Below are 25,344 nucleotides of genomic sequence, written 5' to 3'. Positions count from 1 at the left end.
CCGGCCTTTACGCACAATTGAGGAAGGGGGTTAGTGGCGCATAGACTTGTGGGGTTTTGCCAGTGATTTTTTCACTAAGGCCACTGGCGCCATCGCAGGCAAGCCAGCTCCCACATTTGGAGTGCATTCCAAACGGTGGGAGCTGGCTTGCCTGCGATGGCGATTCTCCAGGCGCTAAAGCACCTGCTCCATCATCCACTTCACAAACTCGCGCACCTTGGGCACCTCCGCCGAATGCTCGGGATACGCCAGGTAGTAAGCATCCTGGCTTGGCATCGCATGTTGCCAGGGGATCACCAACTTGCCCTCGGCCAATTCCTCCTCCACCAGAAAACGCGGCAACAGCGCCACGCCGCATCCCACCTGCGCCGCACGAATACACATATAAAACGTGTCGAACCGCGGCCCATGGTAGCTGTGCTCGGTATGGAAACCCTGGCTGGCGAACCAGTCATGCCAGCCCTGGGGCCTCGAAGCGTTTTGCAGTAGCACCAGTTCACTCAGTTGTGTGGGGTCGGTGAAGGGCTGGGCGGGCAGGCTGTCGGGCGAACACACCGGTACCAGCTCTTCACTGAACAATTTCAGGCTCTCGGTGCCGGGGCGTGCGCCCTGGCCGAAATAGAACGCCATGTCGGCCTTGCCTTGCAGTAACTCGTCCGGGTCCTGTTCGTTGCACAGGTCCAGGTGGATCTGCGGGTGGCGCAAACGCCAACCCTTGAGGCGCGGTACCAGCCAGCGTGCGCCAAAAGTGTAGGGCGTGGACACGCGCAGCACTTCGGTTTCACCGCCGTAGGAGCGCAGGTAGTGGGTGGACATTTCCACTTGGGTGAGGATCTTGCGCACTTCCACCAGGTACAGGTCGCCCGCCGGGGTCATCTGCAAGCGGCGGCGCACGCGGCGAAACAGCAAGTGTTGTAACAGCTCTTCCAGCTGCGCTACTTGTTTGCTCACCGCGCTTTGGGTGAGGTTCAGTTCCTCGGCGGCGCGGGTGAAGCTCAGGTGGCGGGTGGCCGCTTCGAAACACTGCAGGGCGGTGATCGAGGGCAAATATCTTTTGTTCAGCACGGCATGCCTCTTTTTATTCTTTGCATGAATAAAGGGAATGATATCTCGCCTAATCGTCGTTTGTTGGCAAGTCTTGGGCCAGCTACAAATAGGCTCAGGATCGCCGTGCAAGCAGCGGCGCGATTTTTCTACGCAGATTTGAAGGAGTGACCCATGGTTGCCGCATTGCTTGATCGTCTCGGGGTAAACCCGGCGCTGTACCAGGCTGGGAAACAACCTGTGCATTCACCGATTGATGGCAGCCGTATCGGCAGTGTCCATTGGGAAGGTGCCGCCGAGGTGGAGCAACAGGTCAGTCGCGCCGAGCATGCATTCGAAGCCTGGCGCAAAGTGCCGGCGCCGCGACGTGGCGAGCTGGTGCGCCAGTTCGGCGACGTATTGCGCGAGTACAAGGCCGACCTGGGCGAACTCGTTTCCTGGGAGGCCGGCAAGATCACCCAGGAAGGTTTGGGTGAAGTGCAGGAAATGATCGACATCTGCGACTTCGCCGTCGGCCTGTCGCGCCAGTTGTACGGCTTGACCATCGCCTCCGAGCGCCCAGGCCACCATATGCGTGAAACCTGGCACCCGCTGGGCGTGGTCGGCGTGATCAGCGCCTTCAACTTCCCGGTGGCTGTGTGGGCGTGGAACACTGCGCTGGCCTTGGTGTGCGGCAACGCGGTGATCTGGAAACCGTCGGAAAAGACCCCGCTCACCGCACTGGCCTGCCAGGCCTTGTTCGAGCGCGTACTGAAAAAATTCGACGGTGCCCCCGAGTACCTCAGCCAAGTGATCATCGGCGGCCGCGACGCCGGCGCTGCGCTGGTGGATGACCCGCGCGTCGTCCTGATCAGCGCCACCGGCAGCACGCGTATGGGCCGTGAAGTGGCACCCAAAGTCGCCGCACGTTTCGCCCGCAGCATCCTTGAGCTGGGCGGCAACAACGCGATGATCCTCGGCCCAAGCGCCGACCTGGACATGGCCGTACGCGCTATCCTGTTCAGCGCAGTGGGCACAGCCGGCCAACGCTGCACCACCCTGCGCCGGCTGATCGCCCATGAGTCGGTCAAGGAAGAAATCGTCACCCGCCTCAAGGCCGCCTATTCCAAAGTGCGCATCGGCCACCCACTGGAAGGCAACCTGATCGGCCCGCTGATCGACAAGCACAGTTTCGACAACATGCAGGACGCCCTTGAGCAAGCCTTGAGCGAAGGCGGCAAAGTGTTCGGCGGCAAGCGCCAACTGCAAGACAAATTCCCCAACGCCTACTACGTATCGCCAGCCATCGTGGAAATGCCCGAGCAAAGCGACGTAGTGTGCAGCGAAACCTTCGCGCCGATTCTTTACGTGGTCGGCTACACCGACTTCGCCGAAGCCCTGCGCCTGAACAACGCCGTGCCACAAGGCTTGTCATCCTGCATCTTCACCACTGACGTGCGTGAAGCCGAGCAGTTCATGTCGGCGGTGGGCAGCGACTGTGGCATTGCCAACGTCAACATCGGCCCGAGCGGCGCGGAGATCGGTGGCGCGTTCGGGGGTGAAAAAGAAACCGGCGGCGGGCGTGAATCGGGCTCGGATGCGTGGCGCGGGTATATGCGCAGGCAGACCAATACCGTGAACTACTCGCTGGAGCTGCCTCTGGCACAAGGCATCACGTTCGACTGAGCCTCAGGTCGGAGTGAGATCAATGTGGGAGCAGGCAAGCCAGCCCCCACAGGTGATACTGATCGTTCCCACGCTCTGCGTGGGAACGCATCCTGTGACGCTCTGCGTCACGACAATGCGGACGCGGAGCGTCCAAGGCTACATTCCCACGCAGAGCGCGGGAACGAGCGGTGGTGAATTCATCCCGGAGTCTGGCAATGGCACTGCGCGAAACATGTTTATGGGAACACCTCACTCCAGGCCGCCCCGACCGAGCCGCGCTCAAGGGCGCTGTCAAGGTGGATGTGTGCGTGATCGGCGCCGGAATCACCGGTTTGTCGGCGGCCATTCATTTGCTGGAACAGGGTAAAAGCGTCGTCGTACTGGAAGCCCATCGCACCGGCCACGGTGGTTCGGGGCGCAACGTCGGGCTGGTCAACGCCGGCCTGTGGATTCCACCGGACGAGATCGAGGCCGGTTTCGGCACGGCGGTGGGCAGCCAACTCAACCGCATGTTGGGTGCGGCGCCGTCCCTGGTGTTCAGCCTGATCGACAAGTACAACATCGACTGCCAATTGCGCCGTGAAGGCACCTTGCACATGGCGCACAACGCCCGTGGCGAGGCGGATTTGCGCAGCCGTGAGGAGCAGTGGAAACGCCGGGGCGCACCGGTTGAGTTACTCACCGGCCAGGCCTGCGAGCAAGCCACCGGTACCCGGAAAATCGCCGCCGCGTTGCTGGATCGGCGCGCCGGCACCTTGAACCCCATGGCCTACACCACTGGGTTGGCGAATGCCGCCGCAGCGTTGGGCGGGCAATTGTTCGATCATTCGCCGGTCACCCAGCTTGAGCGCCAAGGGGCCGATTGGTCGGTGCAGACCGCCGAGGGCGCGGTACAGGCCGCCCAGGTGGTGATCGCCTCCAACGCCTACACCGAAGGCGAATGGACCGAACTGCGGCGTAACTTCTTCCCCGGCTATTACTATCAGGTGGCCTCGGCGCCGCTGACCGATGACGCGGCCAAGCAGATCCTCCCCGGCGGCCAGGGTTCGTGGGACACGCGCCAGGTCCTGAGCAGCATTCGCCGCGATGCCGATGGCCGCCTGTTGCTGGGCAGCCTGGGTAACGGCAACCAGAAACCGGCGTGGTTCCTCAAGGCGTGGGCCGATCGGGTGCAGCAACACTACTTCCCGTACCTCAAACCGGTGCAGTGGGAATACACCTGGACCGGCTGCATCGCATTCACTCCCGACCACTTGATGCGCCTGTTCGAACCGGCCCCCGGCCTGGTGGCGGTTACCGGTTATAACGGACGCGGGGTGACCACCGGCAGCGTGGTGGGCAAGGCGTTTGCCGACTACCTGTGTCACCAGGACACCCAAGCCTTGCCGATCCCTTTTACGCCCATGCAACCCTTGGCCGCGGTGGGCTTGCGCAGCTGCCTGTATGAAGCCGGCTTCTCGCTCTATCACGCCGGGCAATGCCTGAGGATCGTGATCTGATCAGCGAAATACCCCTCAAAAGCCTGCGTTTTCTTAGCAGGCTACCCATCTGTATTGGTGCAAGTCGTAGCAATCACGCACTGTAAATGTGCAGTTCCGTTACGCACATTGTTACAGCTGCAGGAACTGTCGTTTATGCCTGTGGTTGCAGGTGCGACCTGCCAGGGTTGTACTTTTTTGAAGTGTTGGTTGCACCTCTAGACGCTAGACGGTTGCACGTCCTGGCAAAAGGCGTCGAAACGCCTGGAATAACAATGACACCGTGTCTTTTTGAAGAATAAAAAAGTAATGGCACGCGGCTTGCTCTGAGCTTTCGGTGAAAGGTTTGAATGCAAGTTGTCGTGCCAAAAATCAAAAATATCGGAGCACCACTCATGTCCCAGACGTTTTACAAGAAAGGTTTTCTGGCCCTCGCCGTTGCTGCGGCGCTGGGTGTTTCTACGTTTGTTCAAGCTGATGTGAAAATTGGTGTGGCGGGCCCGATGACGGGTGCCAACGCCGCTTTCGGTGAGCAGTACATGAAGGGTGCCCAGGCGGCAGCCGACGTTATCAACAAGGCCGGCGGCATCAACGGTGAGCAGATCAAGCTGGTGGCGGGCGATGACGCCTGCGAGCCCAAGCAGGCCGTGGCCGTGGCCAACCGCCTGGCCGACCAGGACAAAGTGATCGGTGTGGTCGGGCACTTCTGCTCATCCAATACCATCCCGGCGTCTGAGGTTTACGACGAAGCAGGCATCATCGCCATCACCCCAGGCTCCACCAACCCACAAGTGACCGAACGCGGCCTGGGCGCCATGTTCCGCATGTGCGGGCGTGACGACCAGCAAGGCATCGTCGCCGGCGACTACATCGTCGATGTGCTCAAGGGCAAGAAAGTCGCGGTGATCAACGACAAGGACACCTACGGCAAAGGCCTGGCCGACGCCACCGCCGCCCAGTTGACCAAGCGCGGCGTCAAGCCGGTGCTGGAAGAGGGCCTGACCCGAGGTGAGAAAGACTTCAGCGCCCTGGTCACCAAGATCCGCTCCCTGGGCGCCGACGTCGTGTACTTCGGCGGCCTGCATCCGGAAGCCGGCCCACTGGTGCGCCAGATCCGCGAAGCGGGCTTGAAAGACGTCAAGTTCATGTCCGATGACGGCGTGGTCACCGACGAGCTGGTGTCCACCGCAGGTGGTGCGCAGTACGTCGATGGCGTGTACATGACCTTCGGCGCCGACCCGCGCCTGCTGCCAGACAGCAAGACCGTGGTGGAAGAGTTTCGCAAGAACGGCACCGAGCCTGAAGGCTACACCCTGTACGCCTACGCTTCGATCCAGGCCCTGGCCGCCGGCTTCAACGGTGCCAAGTCCAACAAGGGCGAAGACGCTGCCAAGTGGCTCAAGGCCAACCCGGTTAAAACCGTCATGGGCGAAAAAGCCTGGGATACCAAGGGCGACCTGAAAGTCTCTGACTACGTGGTTTACCAGTGGGACAAAGACGGCAAATACCATCAGTTGGAAAAGCAGAAGTAAGTACAAGCACCACGGGCCTAAGGTTAGGGGGGCTTGCTGTGGCGAGGGAGCTTGCTCCCGCTGGAGTGCGTAGCACTCCCAACCGCTTACCGAAATACATCTGATGTATCTCGATTGCCCAGTTTGGGGCTGCTTCGCAGCCCAGCGGGAGCAAGCTCCCTCGCCACATAAGCCAGCTCCCACAGAGGGCGTGGTTGCCTGCTCCATTGCAACAAACCTGTCTTTTCCTCCAGAAGCGCCGCACACCCACCGGTGTGCAGGTGCTCACCGCGTGAGATTGCGTTATGGATGGTATTTTCCTGCAGCAACTGGTCAACGGCCTGACCCTCGGGTCGGTCTATGGCCTGATCGCCATCGGCTACACAATGGTCTATGGCATCATTGGCATGATCAACTTCGCCCACGGCGAGGTTTATATGATTTCCGCTTACCTCGCGGCGATCAGTCTGGCACTGCTGGCTTACTTCGGCATCGAATCCTTCCCGCTGCTCATTCTCGGTACCTTGATCTTCACCGTGGTCGTCACCGGCGTGTACGGTTGGGTGATTGAGCGTGTCGCCTACAAACCCCTGCGTAACTCCACCCGCCTGGCACCGCTGATCAGCGCCATCGGTATCTCCCTGATCCTGCAGAACTACGCGCAGATCGCCCAGGGCGCCAAGCAACAAGGCATTCCCACCCTGCTGGCCGGCGCCTGGCGCGTCGATATCGGCACCGGGTTCGTGCAACTGACCTACACCAAAGTGTTCATCCTGGTCGCCGCTTTTGCCGGCATGGCCTTGCTCACCTACATCATCAAATACACCAAGCTCGGCCGCATGTGCCGCGCTACCCAGCAAGACCGCAAGATGGCCTCGATCCTGGGCATCAACACCGACCGCGTGATCTCCTACGTGTTTGTCATCGGTGCCGCCATGGCCGCCCTGGCCGGCGTGCTCATCACCCTCAACTACGGCACCTTCGACTTCTATGCCGGCTTCATCATCGGCATCAAGGCGTTTACCGCGGCGGTACTCGGCGGCATCGGCTCCCTGCCTGGGGCGATGCTGGGCGGGATCATCCTCGGTATCTCCGAGTCGCTGTTCGCGGGGTTGATCAACTCTGACTACAAAGACGTGTTCAGTTTCTCCCTGCTGGTGGTGATTCTGATTTTCCGTCCCCAGGGCCTGCTTGGTCGCCCACTCGTGGCGAAGGTGTAAACATGTCTGCTGCCAAATCCATTGATATCAAGAAAAGTGTGGTCGATACGGTACTCGCGGGGCTGATTTCGCTGATCGTGTTCGGCCCGATTGTCGGCGTGGTGCTCGACGGCTACAGCTTCAACCTGGAACCTGCGCGGGTTGCCGTGCTGGTCGCCATCGTGATGGCCGGGCGCTTTGCCCTCAGCCTGTTCCTGCAAACACCCAAGGGCGTGAAGATCCTGCAGGGGTTCGAGAGCAGCGGCTCCGGCGTGCACGTGCTGCCACCGGATTACAAGTCGCGGCTGCGCTGGATCATCCCGGCGCTGATCGTGATCGCCATCGTGTTTCCGATCTTCGCCAACAAATACCTGCTCACCGTGGTGATCCTGGGGCTGATCTACGTGTTGCTCGGCCTGGGCCTGAACATCGTGGTGGGCCTGGCGGGCCTGCTCGACCTGGGTTATGTGGCCTTCTACGCCATCGGTGCCTACGGCCTGGCGCTGGGTTATCAATACCTGGGCCTGGGCTTCTGGACGGTCCTGCCACTGGCGGCCATCGCGGCGGCGTTGGCGGGTTGCATACTCGGCTTCCCGGTGCTGCGAATGCACGGTGACTACCTGGCCATCGTGACCCTGGGTTTTGGTGAAATCATTCGCCTGGTGCTCAACAACTGGCTGTCCTTCACCGGTGGCCCCAACGGTATGCCCGTGCCGTCACCGACCTTTCTGGGCCTGGAGTTCGGCAAGCGTGCGAAGGATGGCGGCATTCCGTTTCACGAGTTTTTCGGCATCGATTACAACCCCAACATCAAGTTCATGTTCATCTACATCGTGCTGTTTCTGGTGGTGCTGGCCGTGCTGTACATCAAGCATCGCCTGACGCGCATGCCGGTCGGCCGCGCCTGGGAAGCCCTGCGCGAAGATGAAATCGCCTGCCGTTCCATGGGCCTGAACCATGTGCTGGTCAAACTCTCAGCCTTCACCATCGGCGCGTCCACCGCCGGTTTGGCCGGGGTGTTCTTTGCCAGCTACCAGGGCTTCGTCAACCCGTCGTCGTTTACCTTCTTCGAGTCGGCGTTGATCCTCGCCATTGTGGTGTTGGGCGGCATGGGCTCGACGGTTGGCGTGGTGATCGCAGCGTTCGTGTTGACCGTGGCGCCGGAACTGCTGCGTAGTTTTTCCGAGTACCGCGTGCTGCTGTTTGGGGTGTTGATGGTGGTGATGATGATCTGGCGACCGCGTGGCTTGATTCGGATTAGCCGTACCGGTGTGACGCCACGCAAAGGGGTAGCGCCATGAGCAAGGAAGTCGTGCTGTCTGTCGAACACCTGATGATGCACTTCGGTGGTATCAAAGCCTTGAGCGATGTAAGCCTCAAGGTTGAACGCAACTCGATCTTCGCCCTGATCGGCCCCAACGGCGCCGGCAAGACCACGGTGTTCAACTGCCTCACCGGCTTCTACAAAGCCAGTGGCGGCAAGATCGAGCTCAACGTGCGCGGCAAGCAAACCAACGTGATCCAACTGCTCGGCGAGCGCTTTGAGGCCACCGACTTCGTGTCGCCCAAAAGCTTCCTCAGCCGCGTTTACTACAAGATGTTCGGCGGCACCCACCTGGTGAACCGTGCCGGCCTGGCCCGCACCTTCCAGAACATTCGCCTGTTCAAGGAAATGTCGGTGCTGGAAAACCTGCTGGTGGCCCAGCACATGTGGGTCAACCGCAACATGCTTGCCGGCATCCTCAACACCAAGGGCTACCGCAAGGCCGAAAGCGATGCGCTGGACTGCGCGTTCTACTGGCTGGAAGTGGTCGACCTGGTGGACTGCGCCAACCGTCTGGCCGGCGAGCTCTCCTACGGCCAGCAGCGCCGCCTGGAGATCGCCCGCGCCATGTGCACGCGGCCGCAGATCATCTGCCTGGACGAACCGGCAGCGGGCCTCAACCCGCAGGAAACCGAAGCCCTCAGCGCGATGATTCGCCTGCTGCGCGACGAACACGACCTCACGGTGGTGCTGATCGAACACGACATGGGCATGGTGATGAGTATTTCCGACCACATTGTAGTGCTGGACCACGGCAACGTGATTGCCGAAGGCGGCCCGGACGCGATCCGCAACGACCCGAAAGTGATCGCCGCCTACCTGGGCGCGGACGAAGAGGAGCTGGTATGAGCGCACCTATCCTCGAAATGAAGGACCTGGACGTGTTCTACGGCCCGATCCAGGCCCTGAAAAAAGTCTCGCTGCACATCAACGAAGGCGAAACCGTCAGCCTGATCGGCTCCAATGGCGCGGGTAAGTCCACGTTGCTGATGTCGATCTTCGGTCAGCCTCGGGCCGAGTCGGGGCAGATCCTCTACAACGGCGTCGACATTACTCACAAGTCGTCCCACTACATCGCTTCCAACGGCATTGCGCAGTCGCCGGAAGGGCGGCGGGTGTTCCCCGACATGACCGTCGAGGAAAACCTGCTGATGGGCACCATCCCCATTGGCGACAAGTTCGCCAGCGAGGACATGCAACGCATGTTCGAGCTGTTCCCCAGGCTCAAGGAGCGACGCAACCAGCGGGCGATGACCATGTCCGGTGGTGAGCAACAAATGCTCGCCATCGCCCGTGCGCTGATGAGCCGGCCCAAGCTGTTGCTGCTCGATGAGCCAAGCCTGGGGTTGGCGCCGATTGTGGTGAAGCAGATCTTTTCCACCCTGCGCGAGCTGGCGTCCACCGGGATGACCATTTTCCTGGTGGAACAGAACGCCAACCATGCGCTGCGCCTGTCGGACCGGGCGTATGTGATGGTCAATGGTGAGATTCGCCTGACAGGCACCGGCAAGGAGTTGCTGGTGAACGAGGAAGTGCGCAACGCCTACCTGGGCGGTCACTGACCCAAGATCCAGGCGCATCAACCCTGTGGGAACCGGGCCTTATGTGGGAGCCGGGCTTGCCCGCGATAGCATCACCTCGGTTTAGCTGACATACCGAGGTGGCCGCATCGCAGGCAAGCCAGCGCCCACCCAAAGCCGGTTCCCACATTTGTTTTTGCGGTGTCAACAAGCCCTCCACCAAATTGTGGAAAACAAATCCAGCCCACCTCAAAAGCGCGACATATAGCCGCCGCAAATCCCTGTTTTGTCACAGTTTTGACTTGTCCCCATCCACTGTGGAACCGGCTGTGGGTAACGTGGGAGTAGCTGGCTGAAAGCCTTTAACCACGTGGCTTGTAGCGTGTTGGTTGTTTTTCGATCAGGGTATTTTTCGCGACCGTCTCAAGGGTTTGTCAACCTGTTTAAAGACACAGGTATATGAACGAAATAAGTCCTTCCAGCCTGTGGATAAGTCTGTGACTAAACTCTGGAAAGACTTGCGCAGGGGCCGGAATGACTGGCCTGGAGCCATCGTTGTGTTTTTCTGCATTTGTCAGCGGCTACATAGGCGCTCGCCCAGGTCAAGCAAAAAACTTTATAAAACCGCCTGCAACCCTTGTACACAGCGGCTTTGAGCCGTTTGCACTTGCCCCCAAAGACTGTGGGCGCAGTTGTGGATAACCTGCGCGTATATGGCTGCAAGCTACGGTTTATACGGCTTTGCGAGGATTGGTTAAAAAATGATCAGCCAGGCATGCGTGTGTGTGCACAGCGGTTGCCGCAAACGCGGCGTAAGGGCATTCTGCTGGCTGTTTTTTTCCCCGATGCCCGCAAGGAGAACACCATGTCCGACACGCTGTTTATCACTGGCGCTACTTCAGGTTTCGGCGAAGCCTGTGCCCGTCGCTTTGCCGAGGCCGGTTGGAAACTGGTGCTCACTGGTCGTCGTGCCGAGCGCTTGAACGCCTTGGTCGAAGAGCTTTCCAAGCAGACCGAAGTGCATGGCCTGGTGGTGGATGTGCGCGACCGCAAAGGCATGGAGGAGGCCATCGCCAACCTGCCGGCGTCGTTCGCCACGCTGCGCGGCCTGATCAACAACGCCGGCCTGGCCGTGGGCACCGACCCTGCGCCCAAGTGCGACCTCGACGATTGGGAAACCATGGTCGATACCAACATCAAGGGCCTGCTGACCACCACTAACCTGCTGTTGCCGCGCCTGATTGCCCATGGCCGCGGTGCGGGGATCATCAACCTGGGTTCCATCGCCGGTAACTACCCGTACCCCGGCAGCCATGTGTATGGCGGCTCCAAGGCGTTCGTGAAGCAGTTCTCGTTGAACCTGCGCTGCGACTTGCAAGGCACCGGCGTGCGCGTGACCAATATCGAGCCGGGCTTGTGTGAAAGCGAGTTCTCCCTGGTGCGCTTCGGCGGTGACCAGGCGCGTTATGACGCCACCTACGCAGGTGCAGAGCCGATCCAGCCGCAGGACATTGCCGATACGATTTTCTGGGTGATGAACACCCCGGCGCACGTGAACATCAACCGCCTGGAGCTGATGCCGGTGAGCCAGACCTGGGCTGGGTTTGCGATTGAGCGTGGGGCCAAGGGCTAAGCGCCTGCGCCACACACGCTGATCGTTCCCACGCTCCGCGTGGTAATGCCGCCGGGGGCGCTCTGCGCCCCGCTTTCTGCTGGTGACGCAGAGCGTCATGCGATGCATTCCCACGCGGAGCGTGGGAACGATCAGTGGCGGCAAATCGGTCAAAATGCGGCATAAGGTACACTGCCCGCCTGAAAACCCCACCGCACCCAGCGGTTTAAAGGTTTTGACAGGAGGCAATGTGAGTAACCGAGGTGAGCAGGCACTGCTCAAACAATCGACTATCCTGATGTTCGCAGTCGCGATCGCAGGGATTGTCACGGGTGTGATATCCGGCGCCCAATCCATTCTGTTCGACGGCTTTTTCTCGCTGATCGCCACCGCCATCAAGGTGCTGATGCTGATCACGGCCAAGCTGATCGCCAAGAAAAGCAACGAGCGTTTCCAATTCGGCTATTGGCACCTGGAGCCGATGGTGCTGCTGATAGAAGGCAGTTTCCTGCTGCTGATCGCCATCTACGCGTTCCTCAATGGGGTGTTCGGCATTATCAATGGCGGGCGCGAAATCGAGTTGGGGCTGGTGATCATTTATGCGGCGGTATTTACCGTTGTGGAGTTCGCGTACTTCTTTTATGTGCGCTACCGCAATCGCACACTCAAATCGTCATTGATCCAGTTCGACAACATCAGCTGGCTGGTGGACGCGATGCTGTCGGTGGGCTTGCTGATCAGCTTCCTGGCGGCGCTGTTGCTCAAGTCCCAGGGCTATGGCGAGTGGGCGGTCTACGTGGACCCGTTGATCCTGATCCTGCTGGCCCTGAGCATGCTGGCGCCGGCGTTCAAGATCCTGCGCCCGGCGCTGCGCGAAGTGTTGGGGATCGCGCCGGATCACTTGGACGACAAGGTCCGCGAGGTGATGGACGCGGCGCAGGCCAAGCATGGTTTCGACGACTACGTGTCCTATGTGCAGAAGCACGGGCGGGCGCGGTTTATCGAGATTCATGTGGTGCTGCCAGCGGATTACCCGGTGGATAACGTCGCCACCCTCGATGGGCTGCGTGAAGAGATATCCACAGGGCTGGGGGCGGCGGATGCGGCGCGGTGGTTGACGATCAGTTTTACGGGCGACCGCAAGTGGATTGCCTAAAGTCTGTTAGAGCGAGGTGAGGCTATCGCAGGCAAGCCGGCTCCCACATTTAAATGTGCGAACACAATCAACTGTGGGAGCTGGCTTGCCTGCGATGGAGCCCTGCAGGTCAGCCCAGATACTGGACCAAACCCTGATAGCAAGTCGCCAAATGATAGGGCGTAGTCGACGGCATATCCCGTCGGCTCACCTTACCCTCGGCATCCAGGCATTCATGCCAACCCTTGGCATGCAAAAAGCGCTGTTGCAGCGCCTGCAATTGACGCTGCAGCATCGCCTCGCTGCCTGGCCGCAAGGTCAGTGCCCGCAGGTACTCCGCCTGAGCCCAGATCCGTTGGGTACCGTCGCGCACCGTGCCATCCAGCGCCAGCATGCCGCTGACCGCACCGCTTAACTTATCCACACCCTTTTGCTCGGCATAGGCAAATGCCCGTGTCAGCGACTCATGCAGCGCAGTGCCGCGCAGCACAGCTGAAGATTCCAGCAAAAAGAACCATTCGAACTGGTGCCCCGGCTCAAACCAGTTATCCACAGCGCCCAAAGGTTTCTCCATCATCACGCCGTGCTCGCGGTCGATGAAGCGTTGCTGCATGGCCGTCGCCAGTGCCAGCAGGGCCGCTTGTACCTGGGTGTCCTCACGCACCGCGAGGGTGGCGAGGAAGCCTTCAGCCAGGTGCATCAACGGGTTTTGCAACGGGCCGGAGTCGAGCGAGGCCCAGTTGCGCTCCAGTACGGCCTCGTACAAGCCGTCACCGGTGGCAAAGCGTTGGGCGACGACTTCCAGGGCAGCGTTGAGTACCGACTCGACCAACGGCTCACGCACCTTGGCCCAGTAATGGGCGCAGGCAAAGATAATGAAGGCGTGGGTGTAGAGGTCTTTGCGCTCGTCCAGCGGCTGGCCGGCGGGGTCGATGCTGTAGAACCAGCCACCGTGTTCGGCATCATGAAAGTGCCGTTGCAGGGAGCGAAACAGCGCAGCCGCACGTTCTTCGGCGAAAGCCGCGCCGGGTTCGCCAATCAGGCTGGCGAACAGGTACAACTGCCGGGCGCAAGCCATGGCGCGATAGCGCTGTGGGGGCAGTGGCTGGTGATCGGCATCCAGTGCCTCAAAGGGCAGTGCCAGGTCGGCATTCCAGCCCGGGCCTTGCCAGAGGGGCACGATCAGGTCATGGAAGTGCGTGAGCACAGGCGTCAGGGAAGAGGGGGAAGCGATGGGCATTGGCTGGCGTCGTCACGGCAGGGGTGTAGGCGCGCATGGTAGCAGGCTGATCGTTCCCACGCTCTGCGTGGGAATGCATTTTATGACGCTCTGCGTGATGCTTTGGGACGCAGAGCGTCCTAGGCTGCATTCCCACGCGGAGCGTGGGAACGATCTTTTCCTCAGCCCGCCAGCAACCACATCCCAGTCGCCGCCGAAGCAGCCCCGGCCACTCGCACCAAGGGTGCCGCAGCTGCCGGCAAAAAGCGCACCACTGCATAACCCGCAGCGTGCAACACGGCTGTTGCCCCCACGAACCCAGCCGCATACGCCCAAGGGCTGGTCATATCCGGCAGTTCCAGGCCATGGGCCACGCCGTGAAACAGCGCAAACAACGCCGTGGCGCCCACGGCCACGAACAGCGGCGGCCGGACCGCCAACGCTACCGCCAGGCCCAAGGCCAGCACCGATGCAGCAATCCCGCTTTCCAGCGCCGGCAATTGCAGCCCTTCGAAACCCAACACCCCGCCGATCAGCATGGTGCCGACAAAGGTGCACGGCAGCGCCCAGCGCGCGGCGCCTTTTTGCTGGGCCGCCCAGAGGCCCACCGCAAGCATGGCCAGCAAGTGATCGAGGCCGCCCAAGGGGTGGCTGATACCGGCCACCAGGCCATTGTCGCCATGGCCCGGATGGGCGAAGGCCAAGGCAGGGGCGAGCAGCAGCGCGGCGGCGGCGAAAAGTCTGTTGAGTCTCATGGACAGGTTCCTTATGGGTTGATCAGGCGGCGGTCAGCAGGCCCTGGCGCTCGATGAAGGCGACGATGTCGTCCAGGCCGACCCCGGTCTTCTGGTTGCTGAACACAAAGGGTTTGCCGTTGCGCATGCGCTGGGTGTCGCTGTTCATCAGTTCCAGCGAGGCACCCACCAGCGGGGCCAGGTCAATCTTGTTGATCACCAGCAGGTCGGATTTGCAAATACCGGGCCCGCCCTTGCGCGGCAGTTTGTCGCCCGCAGAGACATCAATCACATAGATGGTCAGGTCCGACAGTTCCGGGCTGAAGGTGGCCGACAGGTTGTCGCCCCCGGACTCCACCAGAATCAGGTCCAGGCCGGGAAAGCGGCGGTTGAGTTGGTCCACGGCCTCCAGGTTGATCGAGGCATCTTCGCGAATCGCCGTGTGTGGGCAGCCACCGGTTTCCACGCCGATGATGCGCTCCGGCGCCAGGGCCTGGTTACGCACCAGGAAGTCGGCGTCTTCACGGGTGTAGATGTCGTTGGTGACCACCGCCAGGTTGTAGCGATCGCGCAGCGCCAGGCACAGGGCCAGGGTCAGGGCGGTCTTGCCCGAGCCTACCGGGCCGCCGATACCGACGCGCAGGGGTTGTGTGTTCATGTGCTTCTCCAGAATCAGGAACGGAACAGGCGGCTGTACTGGCGCTCGTGGGCCATGCACGCCAGGGACAGGCCAAAAGCGGCGCTGCCCAAATGGTTAGGGTTAATGCGTTCGGCATCCTGCTGTGCTTGTTGCAGCAGCGGCAGCAGTTCGCTGGTCAACCGCTGGGCCGCTTGCTGGCCCAATGGCAGGGTTTTCATCAGTACCGCCAGTTGGTTTTCCAGCCAGCTCCATAGCCAGGCGGCAAGAGCATCGCCGGGGTTAATGTGCCAGGCGCGCGCGCCCAAGGCCCAGCCCAGGGCCAGATGCGGTTCGTCGCGTTGTGCAAGAAAATCACGGGCGCTGTCGTCCAGTTCCGGCAAGCCGTTGAGCAGTTGTTGCAGGGAATAGCCCATCTGACGACTCTCCTGATACAGCTCCCGGGTCTCACGGCTGGCGCGATGCTCGTCGCACCACTGCGCCAATTGGGCCCAGTCCTGTTCGACGGCTGCGCGGCAGTGGGCGAGCAGCAGCGGGGCTTCGAAACGCGCCAGGTTGAGCTGCAACTGGTCACTGATCCAGCGCCGGGCGCTCGCGGCATCCTGCACGCGGCCGTTGTCCACCGCCATTTCCAAGCCTTGGGAATAGCTGTAGCCGCCAATCGGCAGTTGCGGACTGGCCAGGCGCAGCAGCGCCCAGGCTGGGTTCATAGACGCACGCCGAACTGATGCAGCTTGGGCGCGTAGTTGAAGTCTTCATCACCATGCCGTGAATGATGATGGCCGCCGCCATAGGCGCCGTGCTCGGGTTGAAACGGCGCCTCGAGGGTCTGCGCATCGGCACCCAGTTGTTCGAGCATGGCCTTGAGCACGTAGTCATCGAGCAGGCGCAGCCAGCCGTCACCGACTTGCAGGGCCACGTGGCGGTTGCCCAGGTGATAGGCGGCACGGGTGAGCTCGAAGGCGTTGCGGCAGGTGACGTGCAGCAGTTGTTCAGGGCGGGCGCATACCCGTACGACGCGTCCGTCTTCTGCCTGCAGGAATTCACCATCGTGCAAGGGCGGCTGGCCCCGCTCCAAAAACAGGCCGACGTCTTCACCGTCGGCACTGAAACAGCGCAGGCGGCTTTTGCTGCGGGCTTCGAAGTTGAGCAGCAACTCGGCGGCCCAGAGGGCTTGGGGGGCGATTCGGCGGTGTATCACCAGCATCAGAGAGCTTCCAACTGTGAGCGATGAAAGACCTAGAGCAAGGGGCTTGCCAATCAGGGAATCGAGTAGGAATTCCCTGTAGTCAGGCAGGCATGCTGCTCAATAGGGCGTCGGATGATTTCCGCGCGTGTATCAATTTGGTGCGTGCCGAGGTTTATAGCACCGGGGAAGGGCATTCTGCGTTGATGGCGCCGCTCAGTTTGATGAAGTTTCTTTCATCTTTTTCTTTGTTGGTGTTTTTTAGGATTTTTCCTACGAGTCATCAGGATTTGGAGCTCATGAGATTACCTGCGGGTTCTTTAGGCTATGCGGCCTGTTTAATTCCACCGCGACGTTCATCATGCTTCGATCAATTTTTTGTGTATGCCTTGTCAGCCTGACCTGCTTTATTTCATCGGCAAAGGCCAATTTTCAACCCCGCGCCACCTTCAGCTCTTCGCTGCAAAGCATCAAGCCGGCCTCTATCGACGATGTCATTGACCGCGCCCATGAGTTGCTGGGTACGCCCTATAAGTGGGGCGGCACATCGGCAGAGCAGGGCTTCGATTGCAGTAGCTTCCTGGTGTACTTGTTCAAGACCCAAGCCAATATCCAGCTACCCCGCACCACTGCCGCCATGCACCGTTCATCGGCGACAACCATCAAACGCAGTGCTTTAAAGCCAGGGGATGCAGTGTTTTTCAAAGGCAACGGGCGGGGCCAGGTCAGCCATGTCGGCCTTTATATCGGCCAGGGCAAATTCATCCATTCGCCGCGCACCGGCAAAACCATCCGTATCGATTCATTGAGCAATAGCTACTGGAACAAGCACTACACCACCGCCAAACGGTTCCACACGGCGGGTTGATTGACTTACTCGGTACTGCCCAGCCCTTGCCAATGTTTAAGGCCGATAAAGATAAAGCGCAGCTGCTGGGTGATTTTCGCCTGGGGCGTAAGGTGGGCCGGCAAGGCGTGGGCCGGTGGGTCGATGATATCGGGCAGGGTGGCGAACACACTCTTGACGATCAGGTCGGCCATCACGTGCAAACCTTCGGCATCCAAGTGCTGAAGTTTGGGCATCAGTGTCAGGTCGGCGGCCAGGTCGCGAGTGATGTCTTCGCGCAGGGCAGCGATGGCTTGGCGCACGGCCAGGCAGCCGCCGTACTGTTCGCGAGCCAGGAACAGGAACTGAGAGCGGTTAGCCGAAACCACATCGAGAAATATGCGCACCGAGGCATCAATGATGCCGCCCATCACGAATTCGTTGTGGCGCACCAGGCGGATCGTGGCGCGAAAGGTCTGGCCGACCTCGCTTACCAGTACCAGCCCAAGTTGGTCCATGTCGGCGAAATGGCGATAGAAACCGGTGGGCACGATACCCGCGGTCTTGGCCACTTCGCGCAAACTCAGGCTGCCAAACCCACGGCCACACTCCATCAGATGGCGGGCTGCGTCCATCAGGGCGAGGCGGGTCTGTTGCTTCTGTTCGGCGCGGGGCAGCATGAGCGGATGAGCTTTGTCGGCAAGTACAGCGACGCACTCTAGCAAAAGCGCTTTGCCGGCGTCGAACTTGGCAGGGGCGGGGCGTGATGCGTTCTATATAAAAGCAAAAGCCCGATCGGCAGATCGGGCTTTTTTCTGGGCCACCACAGGCTTAGCTCTGTGCTTGATGCAGTTCTTGCAGACGGTCGGCACCGCCTTCAGCAACGCCTTCGGTGTAGGCGCGTTTGTTGGCTTGTTCAGCACCGCCTTCGACCAGACCTTTTTCTTGCAGGCGGTTGTAGCCATTTTCAGCTACCGCGCCTTTGGCGTAATCACGGTTTTCGTCTTCTTGCGAACCGCTGCGAGCCACGGTTTGGCTGGTTTGCACGGCTTGAGCTTTGTTCTGCGGGGTGGCCTGTTCGGCAGCTGGCAGGGCAAAAGCGCTGGAAGCCAGGACAGATAACAGAACGGTAGCGAGTAATTGGCGTTTCATGATGGTTGCTCCTAGGGAGGGCGATAAAGTGGGTACAGGGCTAATGTTACCCTTGATAAGTCGATATAAAAGTTCATAAACACAATGGTAATAATCAACAGAATTGATTGTTCTCGCCGGAGGCTCTAGATCGAGCCTCTCAAGCCCGCGGCTTTGCACCGATGTGGGTATTTTCGACACGAACCTGGGTAACAATGGTGCGTCGTCGATGGGGAAAATTGTCTGGTTGATCAGGAAAATCGCTTTTTTCGGTTAAATCCGTGGTTGCGTTAAACCCCCAGGCACTTTGCCAGTCGTAGTCCTATAAGCTGTTTAAAAGGCTGTTGCCCAGCCAGTCGTATTCAGGAGTCCTGTGCAATGACGCGCACTCGTAAAATTCTCGCTTGGAGCTGCGCCAGCTTCGTTCTGTTGATTGCCATCGTGGTACTGGTGTTGGTGTTCTTCGACTGGAACCGCATCAAGCCGCCCCTCAATGCCAAGGTCTCCGAAGAACTGCATCGTCCGTTCGCCATCAACGGCAACCTCGCCGTGGTGTGGCAGCGTGAGCCCGATGAAGGCGGCTGGCGCGCCTGGGTGCCGTGGCCCCATGTGATTGCCGAAGACCTGACTCTGGGGAACCCCGATTGGTCGAAACAACCGCAGATGGTCACGCTCAAGAAGGTTGAGCTGCGCATTTCGCCCCTGGCCTTGCTGGTGCAGCGTGTGGTGATCCCGCGCATCGACCTCACCGAACCCAGTGCCCAGTTGCAGCGCCTGGCTGATGGCCGCGCCAACTGGACGTTCAAGTTCGACCCCAAGGACCCCAACGCCGAACCGTCCAATTGGGTGGTGGATATTGGCGCCATCGGCTTTGACAAAGGCCATGTGACCCTTGACGATCAAAGCCTCAAGACCCAGTTGGATGTGATCATCGACCCGCTGGGCAAGCCGATTCCCTTCGGTGAAATCGTCGGCGATGCCGATGCCAAAAAAGCCCTGGAAAAAGGCTCGGCGCCCCAGGACTACGCGTTCGGCCTCAAGGTCAAAGGCCAGTACCACGGCCAGAAACTCGCGGGCACGGGCAAGATCGGTGGCTTGCTGGCCTTGCAGGACGCGGCCAAGCCGTTCCCGCTGCAAGCCCAAGTCAAGATCGCGGACACCAGCATCGCCCTGGCCGGCACCCTGACCGACCCGCTGAACCTCGGTGCCCTGGACCTGCGCCTGAAACTGTCGGGCAGCAGCCTGGGCAACCTGTATCCGTTGACCGGCGTGACCCTGCCGGATTCGCCGGCCTATTCCACCGACGGCCACCTGATCGCCAAACTGCATGAGGCCAGCGGCGCCTCCTTTCGCTACGAGAATTTCAACGGCAAGATTGGCAACAGCGACATCCACGGCGACCTGGCCTATGTTGCCAGCCAGCCACGGCCCAAGCTCAGCGGCGCGCTGGTGTCCAACCAACTGCTGATGGATGACCTGGCGCCGCTGATTGGCGCAGATTCCAATGCCGAGCAAAAAGCCCGTGGCGGTGAAAGCAAGCAACCGGCGACCAAAGTGCTGCCGGTTGAAGAGTTCCGCACCGAACGCTGGCGCGAGATGGATGCCGATGTGGAGTTCACCGGCAAGCGTATCGTGCACAGTGCCGACTTGCCCTTTACCGACCTCTACACCCACCTGGTGCTCAACGACGGCCAACTGAGCCTTGAACCCCTGCGCTTTGGCGTGGCCGGTGGGAAGCTCGATGCGCAGATTCGCTTGAACGGCCGCACTACGCCGATGGAGGGCCGCGCCAAGCTGACGGCGCGCAACTTCAAGCTCAAGCAGCTGTTCCCGACTTTCGAACCGATGAAAACCAGCTTCGGTGAACTCAACGGCGATGCCGATATTTCCGGGCGCGGCAACTCGGTGGCGGCACTGTTGGGCACGTCCAACGGTGACCTGAAGATGCTCATCAACGATGGCGCCATCAGCCGAAGCCTGATGGAAATCGCCGGGCTCAACGTGGGCAACTACGTGGTCGGCCGCCTGTTCGGCGACGAGGAAGTGAAGATCAACTGCGCAGCGGCGGACTTCGGCATCAAGACGGGCCTGGCGACCACGCGGCTGTTTGTGTTCGATACCGAGAACGCGATCATCTACATCGACGGCACCGCGAATATGGCCACCGAGCAGTTGGACCTGACCATCACGCCGGAATCCAAGGGCTTTCGCCTGTTCTCCCTGCGTTCACCGCTCTACGTCAATGGACCTTTCATCAAGCCCAATGCTGGCGTGAAAGCCATTCCGTTGGCGCTACGCGGTGCGGGCATGGTCGCCCTCGGCGTGATCGCCGGGCCTGCTGCTGGCTTGCTCGCCTTGGTTGCCCCAAGCGGTGGCGAGCCCAATGAGTGCGCACCGTTGCTGCAACAGATGAAGGAAGGCAAGGCGCCCAAGACCGTGAAGTAACTGTGGGAGCGGGCTTGACCGCGATAGCGGAGTATCAGTCAATGATTTATCAACTGATCCAACGCTATCGCGAGCAAGCCCGCTCACAGGGGGATGTTGCGGTGTTAGTTATTACAGATCCTGCAGAATATCCGCCATATCGTCGGCGTGTTCTTCTTCCTGAGCCAGGATGTCTTCGAAGATGCGACGGGTAGTCGGGTCTTTGTCACCGATGTACTGGATGATCTCGCGGTAGCTGTCTACCGCGATCCGCTCGGCCACCAGGTCTTCGTAGACCATTTCCTTCAAGGTGTTGCCCGCCACGTATTGCGCATGGGAGTTTTTCGACAGCAGGTCGGGGTTGAACTCCGGCTCGCCGCCCAGTTGCACGATACGCTCGGCCAGTTTGTCGGCGTGCTCGGCTTCCTGGGTCGCATGTTCCAGGAACTCATCGGCAGCCACGCTGGCCTTGAGGCCGTTGGCCATGAAGTAGTGACGCTTGTAGCGCAACACGCAGACCAGTTCAGTGGCCAGCGACTCGTTGAGCAGTCGGATGATTTCCTGACGGTCGGCGTCGTAGCCTTCGGTCACGGCACCGTTTTCGACGTTCTGGCGGGCGCGGCTGCGCAGGGTCGCAACGTCAGTCAGTTGTGCTTGAGTCATTTCAATCTCCTGGGGCTAATCCGGTTGTACGCCACGCTCTGCCGGCGTGATCGCTATTGGTTGTGAGTCCCGGGCCAGGCGAAAAGTTTTATCGGATTTAACAGGATGTGTCCTGAGGGCGTCTGACCGGTGTGGTCCAGCGCTCCGACAGGATCACTCCACCCAGGGTCAGCAAGCCACCCACCAGGTGATACCGCGCCAACTCTTCCTTCAACACCACCGCCGCAATCAGCGCGGTAATCAAAGGCAGCAGGTTGAAAAACAGTGTGGTACGGCTTGGCCCCAGGGTCTTGACCGAGTGCATCCACGCCAGCGGTGCCAGCATCGAAGCCAGCAGGCAGGCATATAGCACCAGCGGAATATTCGCCCAGCCCAAACCGGCCTTGGCCGAGAACAGATACAGCGGCAGCAGCACCATCACCGCGACCAGCACCTGCAAATACAGCAGCACCAACGGCGGCAGGCGCAGCTGCCATTTTTTCAGCAGGGTGCTGTAGACCGCATAAGCCAATGTTGCCACCAGCATCATGCCGTCGCCCAGGTTGACCCCATGTTGCAGCAACGCGCCCAGGCTGCCGGCCGACACCACCACGACCACGCCTGCGAACGACAGCACCGCGCCGGTCAGCGCACCGAAGGTCAGGCGTTGGCCAAGGCTGATGATCGCGGCGGTCAGCGCCATCAACGGCATCAGAGACAGGATGATGCCCATATTGGTGGCGCTGGTCAGCGTTGCGGCGTAATAGGCCAGGCTCTGATACACCGCCATGCCGAGCACGCCGAGGATAAAGATCTTGCCCAGGTTGGGACGGATCTGCGGCCAGTGGGCGACCACCGGTTTGAGCATGAACGGCGTGAACAGCAACGCAGCGAACAGCCAGCGGTAAAAGCCGATTTCAGCCGGGAAGATCGAGCCCACGGCCAATTTGTTGACCACGGTGTTGCCGGCCCAGATAAAGATAGCCAGCAGCGGATACGCGTATTGCATTGAAAAGAAACCCAGTGTGTTGACGAGGCAGGATTATCCTCTGTCTGGATCGAAGCCTATACTGCGATCCAGACAACTGAGCGTTGAATCCAGACAATATGTCCCGACACACCGTACGCCTGCCCGATTTCGCCCGCCTGCCAAGCCCGGTGTACTTTCGGTATTCCGATTTTGCCCCGGACACCGAATGCACCCCCCACCAGCACACATGGGGCTCGCTGGATTACTCGGCCAGCGGTGTGATGCGCATGGAAGTGGCGGGCAATCGCTTCATGTCGCCACCGCAATACGCGGTGTGGGTGCCGCCGCATACTGAGCACAGCTCCTACAATGCCGAGGCGATTGTCTACCACTCCGTAGGGCTGGCGCCGCAGCTGTGCGAGCAGTTGCCACAGCAGCCTTGCACGCTGGCGATCAGCGACATTCTCAAGGCGATCCTCAAGGATTTCGCCCTGCGCGATGTCAATGCACCGCGCACCGACGCCGACATCCGCCTGGCCCAGGTGCTGGTGGACCAGCTCAGGCAGGCGCCGGTCCACGACTGCTTCCTGCCCTACGCCCGCCACCCGGGATTGCTTGGGGTCTTGGAGGGCATGCAGGCAGAGCCGGGAGACAACCGCCCTCTGGCGCAATGGGCCGAGCAGGTGCATGTGAGCGAGCGCACCCTGGCGCGCCAGTTTGTGCGCGAGCTGGGCATGAGCTTTGGCGAATGGCGCCAGCGCCTGCGCTACCTGGCGGCCATCGAGGCGCTGGACAGCGATCGCAGTGTGCAACACGTGGCGTTTGATCTGGGCTACAGCACCGCCTCGGCGTTTATCGCCATGTTCCAACGCCACGCCGGCTGCACGCCGGAGCAATACCGGCGGGCGAATATTCGTGGCCGGTGAAGTTGTAACAGGTTTTGACTACACTGCGCTGTAGGCCGTGCCCGTCGGCACGGTAACAGGGAGAAAACTCCATGAAGATGCTGCGTATTCCGTTGTTGATGATGGGCCTGCTGATGTGTGCCCAGGGTTTTGCCGCCACTGCCCAGCAGAACAAAATGACCACCTGCAATGCCGAGGCCACCACCAAGACGCTCAAGGGCGATGACCGTAAGGCCTTCATGAAGACCTGCCTGTCGGCACCTGCCGCCAACGACGCCAAGACCCTGACCCCGCAGCAGCAGAAGATGAAAGACTGCAATGCGTCGGCGAAAACCAAGGCGTTGACCGGTGATGCGCGCAAGACATTCATGAGCACCTGCCTGAAGAAATAATAGCCCCGGGCCATAGAAGGCTGCGACACTCGCACACAGCCCCTTTGTAGGAGCGAGCAAGTGTGGCGAGGGAGCTTGCTCCCGCTGGAGCGCGAAGCGCTCCCAAACCGAACAGACGAGTATGCCTGGTGCACACCGGCTCAATGGTTTGGGGCTGCTTCGCAGCCCAGCGGGAGCAAGCTCCCTCGCCACAGCAAGCTCGCTCCTACAACATCCTTCAACGCCGTTTGTTTTGAGGCTGTATGCCAACGTTTTCTCAGCGTCATGTGTTGTTGCTGTCCAGCTACATCATCATTTTCGGCGGGTTGCTGCTGGTACTGCCGCTGAAATTGCTGCCCAGCCTGCTGGCCGGCCTGTTGGTCTATGAACTGGTCAACATGCTCACCCCTCAACTGCAACGCCTGATCGAAGGCCGGCGCGCGCGTTGGCTGGCGGTGGCCTTGCTGGGCACCTTGATCGTCAGCGTGTTGGCCTTGATCTTCGCTGGCGCCATCAGCTTCCTGCTCCACGAAGCGGAAAACCCGGGGGCTTCCCTGGACAAATTCATGGGCGTGGTCGACCGCGCGCGCGGTCAATTACCGCCGTCCATCGACGCCTATTTGCCCGCCAGCGCCGCGGAGTTTCGCGTGGCCATTGGCGATTGGCTAAGCAAGCACTTGAGCGAACTGCAACTGGTCGGCAAAGACGCCGCCCACATGTTCGTCACCTTGCTGATCGGCATGGTGCTGGGTGCGATCATCGCCTTGCAGCGCGTGCCCGACCTGACCAAGCGCAAACCCTTGGCCGCCGCGCTGTTCGACCGCCTGCACCTGCTGGTCCAGGCGTTTCGCAATATCGTGTTCGCCCAGATCAAGATCGCCGCGCTCAACACCGCCTTCACCGCGGTGTTCCTGGCAGTGGTGCTGCCGTTATGCGGCATTCACCTGCCGTTGACCAAGACCCTGATCGTGCTGACCTTCCTGCTCGGTCTGCTGCCAGTGATTGGCAACCTGATCTCCAACACCCTGATCACCATCGTGGCGCTGTCGCTGTCGATCTGGGTGGCGGTGGCGGCACTGGGGTATTTGATCGTGATCCACAAGGTCGAGTACTTCCTCAACGCGCGAATCGTCGGCGGGCAGATCAGTGCCAAGTCATGGGAGTTGTTGTTGGCGATGCTGGTGTTTGAGGCAGCGTTCGGCCTGCCGGGGGTGGTGGCGGGGCCGATTTACTATGCCTATCTGAAAAGCGAGCTGAAGCTGGGTGGGATGGTTTAAGCCTTGTGTCGCCTGGGCTGACGCCATCGCGGGCAAGCCCGCTCCCACGTTGAAATGCGATCACCTGGGGGAGCTGGCTTGCCTGCGATGACGGCCTGCAGCCGAAGCCTATCGACCTGACACAACCCGATCAAATTGTGGGAGTTGGCTTGCCTGCGATGACGGCCTCACAGCCGGCCCCTATCTATCTGACGCCCCGCGATCAAACTGTGGGAGATTCTATGGTTGAGGGGCAACCCTCAACCAACTTTTGGCTGATATTCGCTTTGCCCTTTCAGCAGAGCGAACACCACCCGAGCAAGCTTGCGGGCCAGTATTACCAACGCCTGTGTGGTGCTATAGCCTCGCGCCCTCTGTGCTTGATAAAACGCTTTCCATGTCTCTGTTCGGCTAGCCGCCATCGCTGCGTTATGCAGCAGGCGCCGAGCTTCTGAGTCGCCGCGCTTACTTAAACTACGACGACCATCCTTCTGTCCTGACTTGTTGACGCGCAAATCCATACCAAGAAAGGCGATAAACGCGTCCGAATTCCTGAACTCTCCCCGTTGGAAG

25 protein-coding genes are annotated in these 25,344 nt (G+C 60.4%); 14 read left to right on the top strand and 11 right to left on the bottom strand.

The genetic code is table 11. From position 1 onward, the window contains the following. Positions 1–174 precede the first annotated feature (174 nt). Complete coding sequence (locus GIW79_RS21690; protein ID WP_034125663.1) at positions 175–1,065, bottom strand: LysR family transcriptional regulator; 891 nt, start codon at positions 1,063–1,065, stop codon at positions 175–177. A 153-nt stretch (positions 1,066–1,218) separates the two neighbouring features. Here GIW79_RS21690 and amaB point away from each other — a divergent pair, with 153 nt between their 5' ends. The 9 genes from amaB (at position 1,219) to GIW79_RS21645 (ending at position 12,491) form a co-directional block, all read left to right on the top strand. Beyond that, on the top strand, positions 1,219–2,709 hold the full coding sequence (gene amaB, locus GIW79_RS21685) for an L-piperidine-6-carboxylate dehydrogenase (protein ID WP_236455283.1): 1,491 nt from the start codon (positions 1,219–1,221) through the stop codon (positions 2,707–2,709). Between the two features lie 197 nt (positions 2,710–2,906). Beyond that, the gene (gene amaA / locus GIW79_RS21680; RefSeq protein ID WP_054918839.1) at positions 2,907–4,190 is read left to right on the top strand and encodes an L-pipecolate oxidase; all 1,284 of its coding nucleotides are present in this window, start codon (positions 2,907–2,909) and stop codon (positions 4,188–4,190) included. A gap of 374 nt (positions 4,191–4,564) precedes the next feature. Continuing rightward, positions 4,565–5,701 (top strand): branched-chain amino acid ABC transporter substrate-binding protein, encoded by a 1,137-nt coding sequence (locus tag GIW79_RS21675; RefSeq protein WP_034125665.1) that lies wholly within the window; start codon positions 4,565–4,567, stop codon positions 5,699–5,701. Positions 5,702–5,985: 284 nt separating this feature from the next. After that, complete coding sequence (locus GIW79_RS21670; RefSeq protein ID WP_034125666.1) at positions 5,986–6,900, top strand: ABC transporter permease subunit; 915 nt, start codon at positions 5,986–5,988, stop codon at positions 6,898–6,900. Positions 6,901–6,902: 2 nt separating this feature from the next. Next, positions 6,903–8,180 (top strand): high-affinity branched-chain amino acid ABC transporter permease LivM, encoded by a 1,278-nt coding sequence (gene livM / locus GIW79_RS21665; RefSeq protein ID WP_003188100.1) that lies wholly within the window; start codon positions 6,903–6,905, stop codon positions 8,178–8,180. Continuing rightward, positions 8,177–9,052, top strand: a complete 876-nt coding sequence (locus GIW79_RS21660) for an ABC transporter ATP-binding protein (RefSeq protein WP_005784285.1) — start codon at positions 8,177–8,179, stop codon at positions 9,050–9,052. The genes livM and GIW79_RS21660 overlap by 4 nt, the downstream gene beginning before the upstream one ends. Next, the gene (locus GIW79_RS21655) at positions 9,049–9,765 is read left to right on the top strand and encodes an ABC transporter ATP-binding protein (protein ID WP_005784287.1); all 717 of its coding nucleotides are present in this window, start codon (positions 9,049–9,051) and stop codon (positions 9,763–9,765) included. The genes GIW79_RS21660 and GIW79_RS21655 overlap by 4 nt, the downstream gene beginning before the upstream one ends. Before the next feature lie 823 nt (positions 9,766–10,588). After that, complete coding sequence (locus tag GIW79_RS21650) at positions 10,589–11,356, top strand: SDR family oxidoreductase (protein WP_034125868.1); 768 nt, start codon at positions 10,589–10,591, stop codon at positions 11,354–11,356. 229 nt (positions 11,357–11,585) lie between these two features. Further along, positions 11,586–12,491, top strand: a complete 906-nt coding sequence (locus GIW79_RS21645) for a cation diffusion facilitator family transporter (protein WP_003188105.1) — start codon at positions 11,586–11,588, stop codon at positions 12,489–12,491. Positions 12,492–12,600: 109 nt separating this feature from the next. Here GIW79_RS21645 and GIW79_RS21640 read toward each other — a convergent pair whose 3' ends face one another. The 5 genes from GIW79_RS21640 to ureE all read right to left on the bottom strand — a co-directional run bounded on the left by GIW79_RS21640 (position 12,601) and on the right by ureE (position 16,267). Next, positions 12,601–13,710, bottom strand: a complete 1,110-nt coding sequence (locus GIW79_RS21640; RefSeq protein ID WP_089042130.1) for an AGE family epimerase/isomerase — start codon at positions 13,708–13,710, stop codon at positions 12,601–12,603. Positions 13,711–13,871: 161 nt separating this feature from the next. Beyond that, entirely contained in the window at positions 13,872–14,444 is a 573-nt protein-coding gene (locus GIW79_RS21635) for a HupE/UreJ family protein (RefSeq protein ID WP_057977783.1), read from the bottom strand. 22 nt (positions 14,445–14,466) lie between these two features. Then, complete coding sequence (gene ureG, locus GIW79_RS21630; protein ID WP_003188109.1) at positions 14,467–15,081, bottom strand: urease accessory protein UreG; 615 nt, start codon at positions 15,079–15,081, stop codon at positions 14,467–14,469. A 14-nt stretch (positions 15,082–15,095) separates the two neighbouring features. Beyond that, entirely contained in the window at positions 15,096–15,770 is a 675-nt protein-coding gene (locus GIW79_RS21625; protein ID WP_072445904.1) for an urease accessory protein UreF, read from the bottom strand. Next, the gene (ureE, locus tag GIW79_RS21620) at positions 15,767–16,267 is read right to left on the bottom strand and encodes an urease accessory protein UreE (protein WP_054896372.1); all 501 of its coding nucleotides are present in this window, start codon (positions 16,265–16,267) and stop codon (positions 15,767–15,769) included. The genes GIW79_RS21625 and ureE overlap by 4 nt, the downstream gene beginning before the upstream one ends. Positions 16,268–16,607: 340 nt before the next feature. Between ureE and GIW79_RS21615 the strand changes: the two genes are divergently transcribed. After that, positions 16,608–17,114 carry a C40 family peptidase gene (locus GIW79_RS21615; RefSeq protein WP_034125672.1) on the top strand — a complete coding sequence of 169 codons (507 nt, stop codon included), beginning with the start codon at positions 16,608–16,610 and terminating at the stop codon, positions 17,112–17,114. A 5-nt stretch (positions 17,115–17,119) separates the two neighbouring features. Here the strand turns inward: GIW79_RS21615 and GIW79_RS21610 are convergent, their stop codons facing one another. After that, positions 17,120–17,752 carry a TetR family transcriptional regulator gene (locus GIW79_RS21610; protein ID WP_003188114.1) on the bottom strand — a complete coding sequence of 211 codons (633 nt, stop codon included), beginning with the start codon at positions 17,750–17,752 and terminating at the stop codon, positions 17,120–17,122. 151 nt (positions 17,753–17,903) lie between these two features. Continuing rightward, positions 17,904–18,224 (bottom strand): hypothetical protein, encoded by a 321-nt coding sequence (locus tag GIW79_RS21605; protein ID WP_003188116.1) that lies wholly within the window; start codon positions 18,222–18,224, stop codon positions 17,904–17,906. Positions 18,225–18,581: 357 nt separating this feature from the next. Between GIW79_RS21605 and GIW79_RS21600 the strand changes: the two genes are divergently transcribed. After that, entirely contained in the window at positions 18,582–20,648 is a 2,067-nt protein-coding gene (locus GIW79_RS21600) for an AsmA family protein (protein ID WP_034125673.1), read from the top strand. A gap of 111 nt (positions 20,649–20,759) precedes the next feature. On the opposite strand, the gene GIW79_RS21595 is transcribed toward GIW79_RS21600, so the two are convergent. Together GIW79_RS21595 and GIW79_RS21590 are read right to left on the bottom strand one after the other, a co-directional pair. Then, entirely contained in the window at positions 20,760–21,290 is a 531-nt protein-coding gene (locus GIW79_RS21595; RefSeq protein ID WP_014716698.1) for a ferritin-like domain-containing protein, read from the bottom strand. 97 nt (positions 21,291–21,387) lie between these two features. Further along, positions 21,388–22,278 (bottom strand): DMT family transporter, encoded by an 891-nt coding sequence (locus GIW79_RS21590; RefSeq protein ID WP_014716699.1) that lies wholly within the window; start codon positions 22,276–22,278, stop codon positions 21,388–21,390. Positions 22,279–22,376: 98 nt separating this feature from the next. Between GIW79_RS21590 and GIW79_RS21585 the strand changes: the two genes are divergently transcribed. The 3 genes from GIW79_RS21585 (at position 22,377) to GIW79_RS21575 (ending at position 24,792) form a co-directional block, all read left to right on the top strand. Beyond that, positions 22,377–23,165, top strand: a complete 789-nt coding sequence (locus GIW79_RS21585) for an AraC family transcriptional regulator (RefSeq protein WP_034125676.1) — start codon at positions 22,377–22,379, stop codon at positions 23,163–23,165. A 71-nt stretch (positions 23,166–23,236) separates the two neighbouring features. Further along, positions 23,237–23,536 carry a PsiF family protein gene (locus tag GIW79_RS21580; protein WP_072445911.1) on the top strand — a complete coding sequence of 100 codons (300 nt, stop codon included), beginning with the start codon at positions 23,237–23,239 and terminating at the stop codon, positions 23,534–23,536. 242 nt (positions 23,537–23,778) lie between these two features. Then, entirely contained in the window at positions 23,779–24,792 is a 1,014-nt protein-coding gene (locus GIW79_RS21575) for an AI-2E family transporter (RefSeq protein ID WP_003188124.1), read from the top strand. Between the two features lie 239 nt (positions 24,793–25,031). Here GIW79_RS21575 and GIW79_RS21570 read toward each other — a convergent pair. Beyond that, on the bottom strand, positions 25,032–25,344 hold a 313-nt coding region (locus tag GIW79_RS21570), incomplete at its 5' end, for a transposase (protein WP_236455282.1).

This window comes from Pseudomonas sp. PA-7-1E (assembly GCF_021605325.1).
GTDB lineage: Bacteria > Pseudomonadota > Gammaproteobacteria > Pseudomonadales > Pseudomonadaceae > Aquipseudomonas > Aquipseudomonas fluorescens_BV.
This window is presented reverse-complemented; position numbering and strand designations above follow the sequence as displayed.

Bases quoted from the DNA above. Each gene is read 5' to 3' on its own strand.
- GIW79_RS21580 (WP_072445911.1), top strand. From the start codon at position 23,237: ATGAAGATGCTGCGTATTCCGTTGTTGATGATGGGCCTGCTGATGTGT.
- GIW79_RS21635 (WP_057977783.1), bottom strand. From the start codon at position 14,444: ATGAGACTCAACAGACTTTTCGCCGCCGCCGCGCTGCTGCTCGCCCCT.
- GIW79_RS21640 (WP_089042130.1), bottom strand. From the start codon at position 13,710: ATGCCCATCGCTTCCCCCTCTTCCCTGACGCCTGTGCTCACGCACTTC.
- GIW79_RS21610 (WP_003188114.1), bottom strand. From the start codon at position 17,752: ATGCTGCCCCGCGCCGAACAGAAGCAACAGACCCGCCTCGCCCTGATG.
- GIW79_RS21650 (WP_034125868.1), top strand. From the start codon at position 10,589: ATGTCCGACACGCTGTTTATCACTGGCGCTACTTCAGGTTTCGGCGAA.
- GIW79_RS21600 (WP_034125673.1), top strand. From the start codon at position 18,582: ATGACGCGCACTCGTAAAATTCTCGCTTGGAGCTGCGCCAGCTTCGTT.
- ureE (WP_054896372.1), bottom strand. From the start codon at position 16,267: ATGCTGGTGATACACCGCCGAATCGCCCCCCAAGCCCTCTGGGCCGCC.
- GIW79_RS21605 (WP_003188116.1), bottom strand. From the start codon at position 18,224: ATGAAACGCCAATTACTCGCTACCGTTCTGTTATCTGTCCTGGCTTCC.
- livM (WP_003188100.1), top strand. From the start codon at position 6,903: ATGTCTGCTGCCAAATCCATTGATATCAAGAAAAGTGTGGTCGATACG.
- GIW79_RS21625 (WP_072445904.1), bottom strand. From the start codon at position 15,770: ATGAACCCAGCCTGGGCGCTGCTGCGCCTGGCCAGTCCGCAACTGCCG.
- GIW79_RS21595 (WP_014716698.1), bottom strand. From the start codon at position 21,290: ATGACTCAAGCACAACTGACTGACGTTGCGACCCTGCGCAGCCGCGCC.
- ureG (WP_003188109.1), bottom strand. From the start codon at position 15,081: ATGAACACACAACCCCTGCGCGTCGGTATCGGCGGCCCGGTAGGCTCG.
- amaA (WP_054918839.1), top strand. From the start codon at position 2,907: ATGGCACTGCGCGAAACATGTTTATGGGAACACCTCACTCCAGGCCGC.
- GIW79_RS21675 (WP_034125665.1), top strand. From the start codon at position 4,565: ATGTCCCAGACGTTTTACAAGAAAGGTTTTCTGGCCCTCGCCGTTGCT.
- GIW79_RS21575 (WP_003188124.1), top strand. From the start codon at position 23,779: ATGCCAACGTTTTCTCAGCGTCATGTGTTGTTGCTGTCCAGCTACATC.
- GIW79_RS21655 (WP_005784287.1), top strand. From the start codon at position 9,049: ATGAGCGCACCTATCCTCGAAATGAAGGACCTGGACGTGTTCTACGGC.
- amaB (WP_236455283.1), top strand. From the start codon at position 1,219: ATGGTTGCCGCATTGCTTGATCGTCTCGGGGTAAACCCGGCGCTGTAC.
- GIW79_RS21615 (WP_034125672.1), top strand. From the start codon at position 16,608: ATGCTTCGATCAATTTTTTGTGTATGCCTTGTCAGCCTGACCTGCTTT.
- GIW79_RS21660 (WP_005784285.1), top strand. From the start codon at position 8,177: ATGAGCAAGGAAGTCGTGCTGTCTGTCGAACACCTGATGATGCACTTC.
- GIW79_RS21670 (WP_034125666.1), top strand. From the start codon at position 5,986: ATGGATGGTATTTTCCTGCAGCAACTGGTCAACGGCCTGACCCTCGGG.
- GIW79_RS21590 (WP_014716699.1), bottom strand. From the start codon at position 22,278: ATGCAATACGCGTATCCGCTGCTGGCTATCTTTATCTGGGCCGGCAAC.
- GIW79_RS21585 (WP_034125676.1), top strand. From the start codon at position 22,377: ATGTCCCGACACACCGTACGCCTGCCCGATTTCGCCCGCCTGCCAAGC.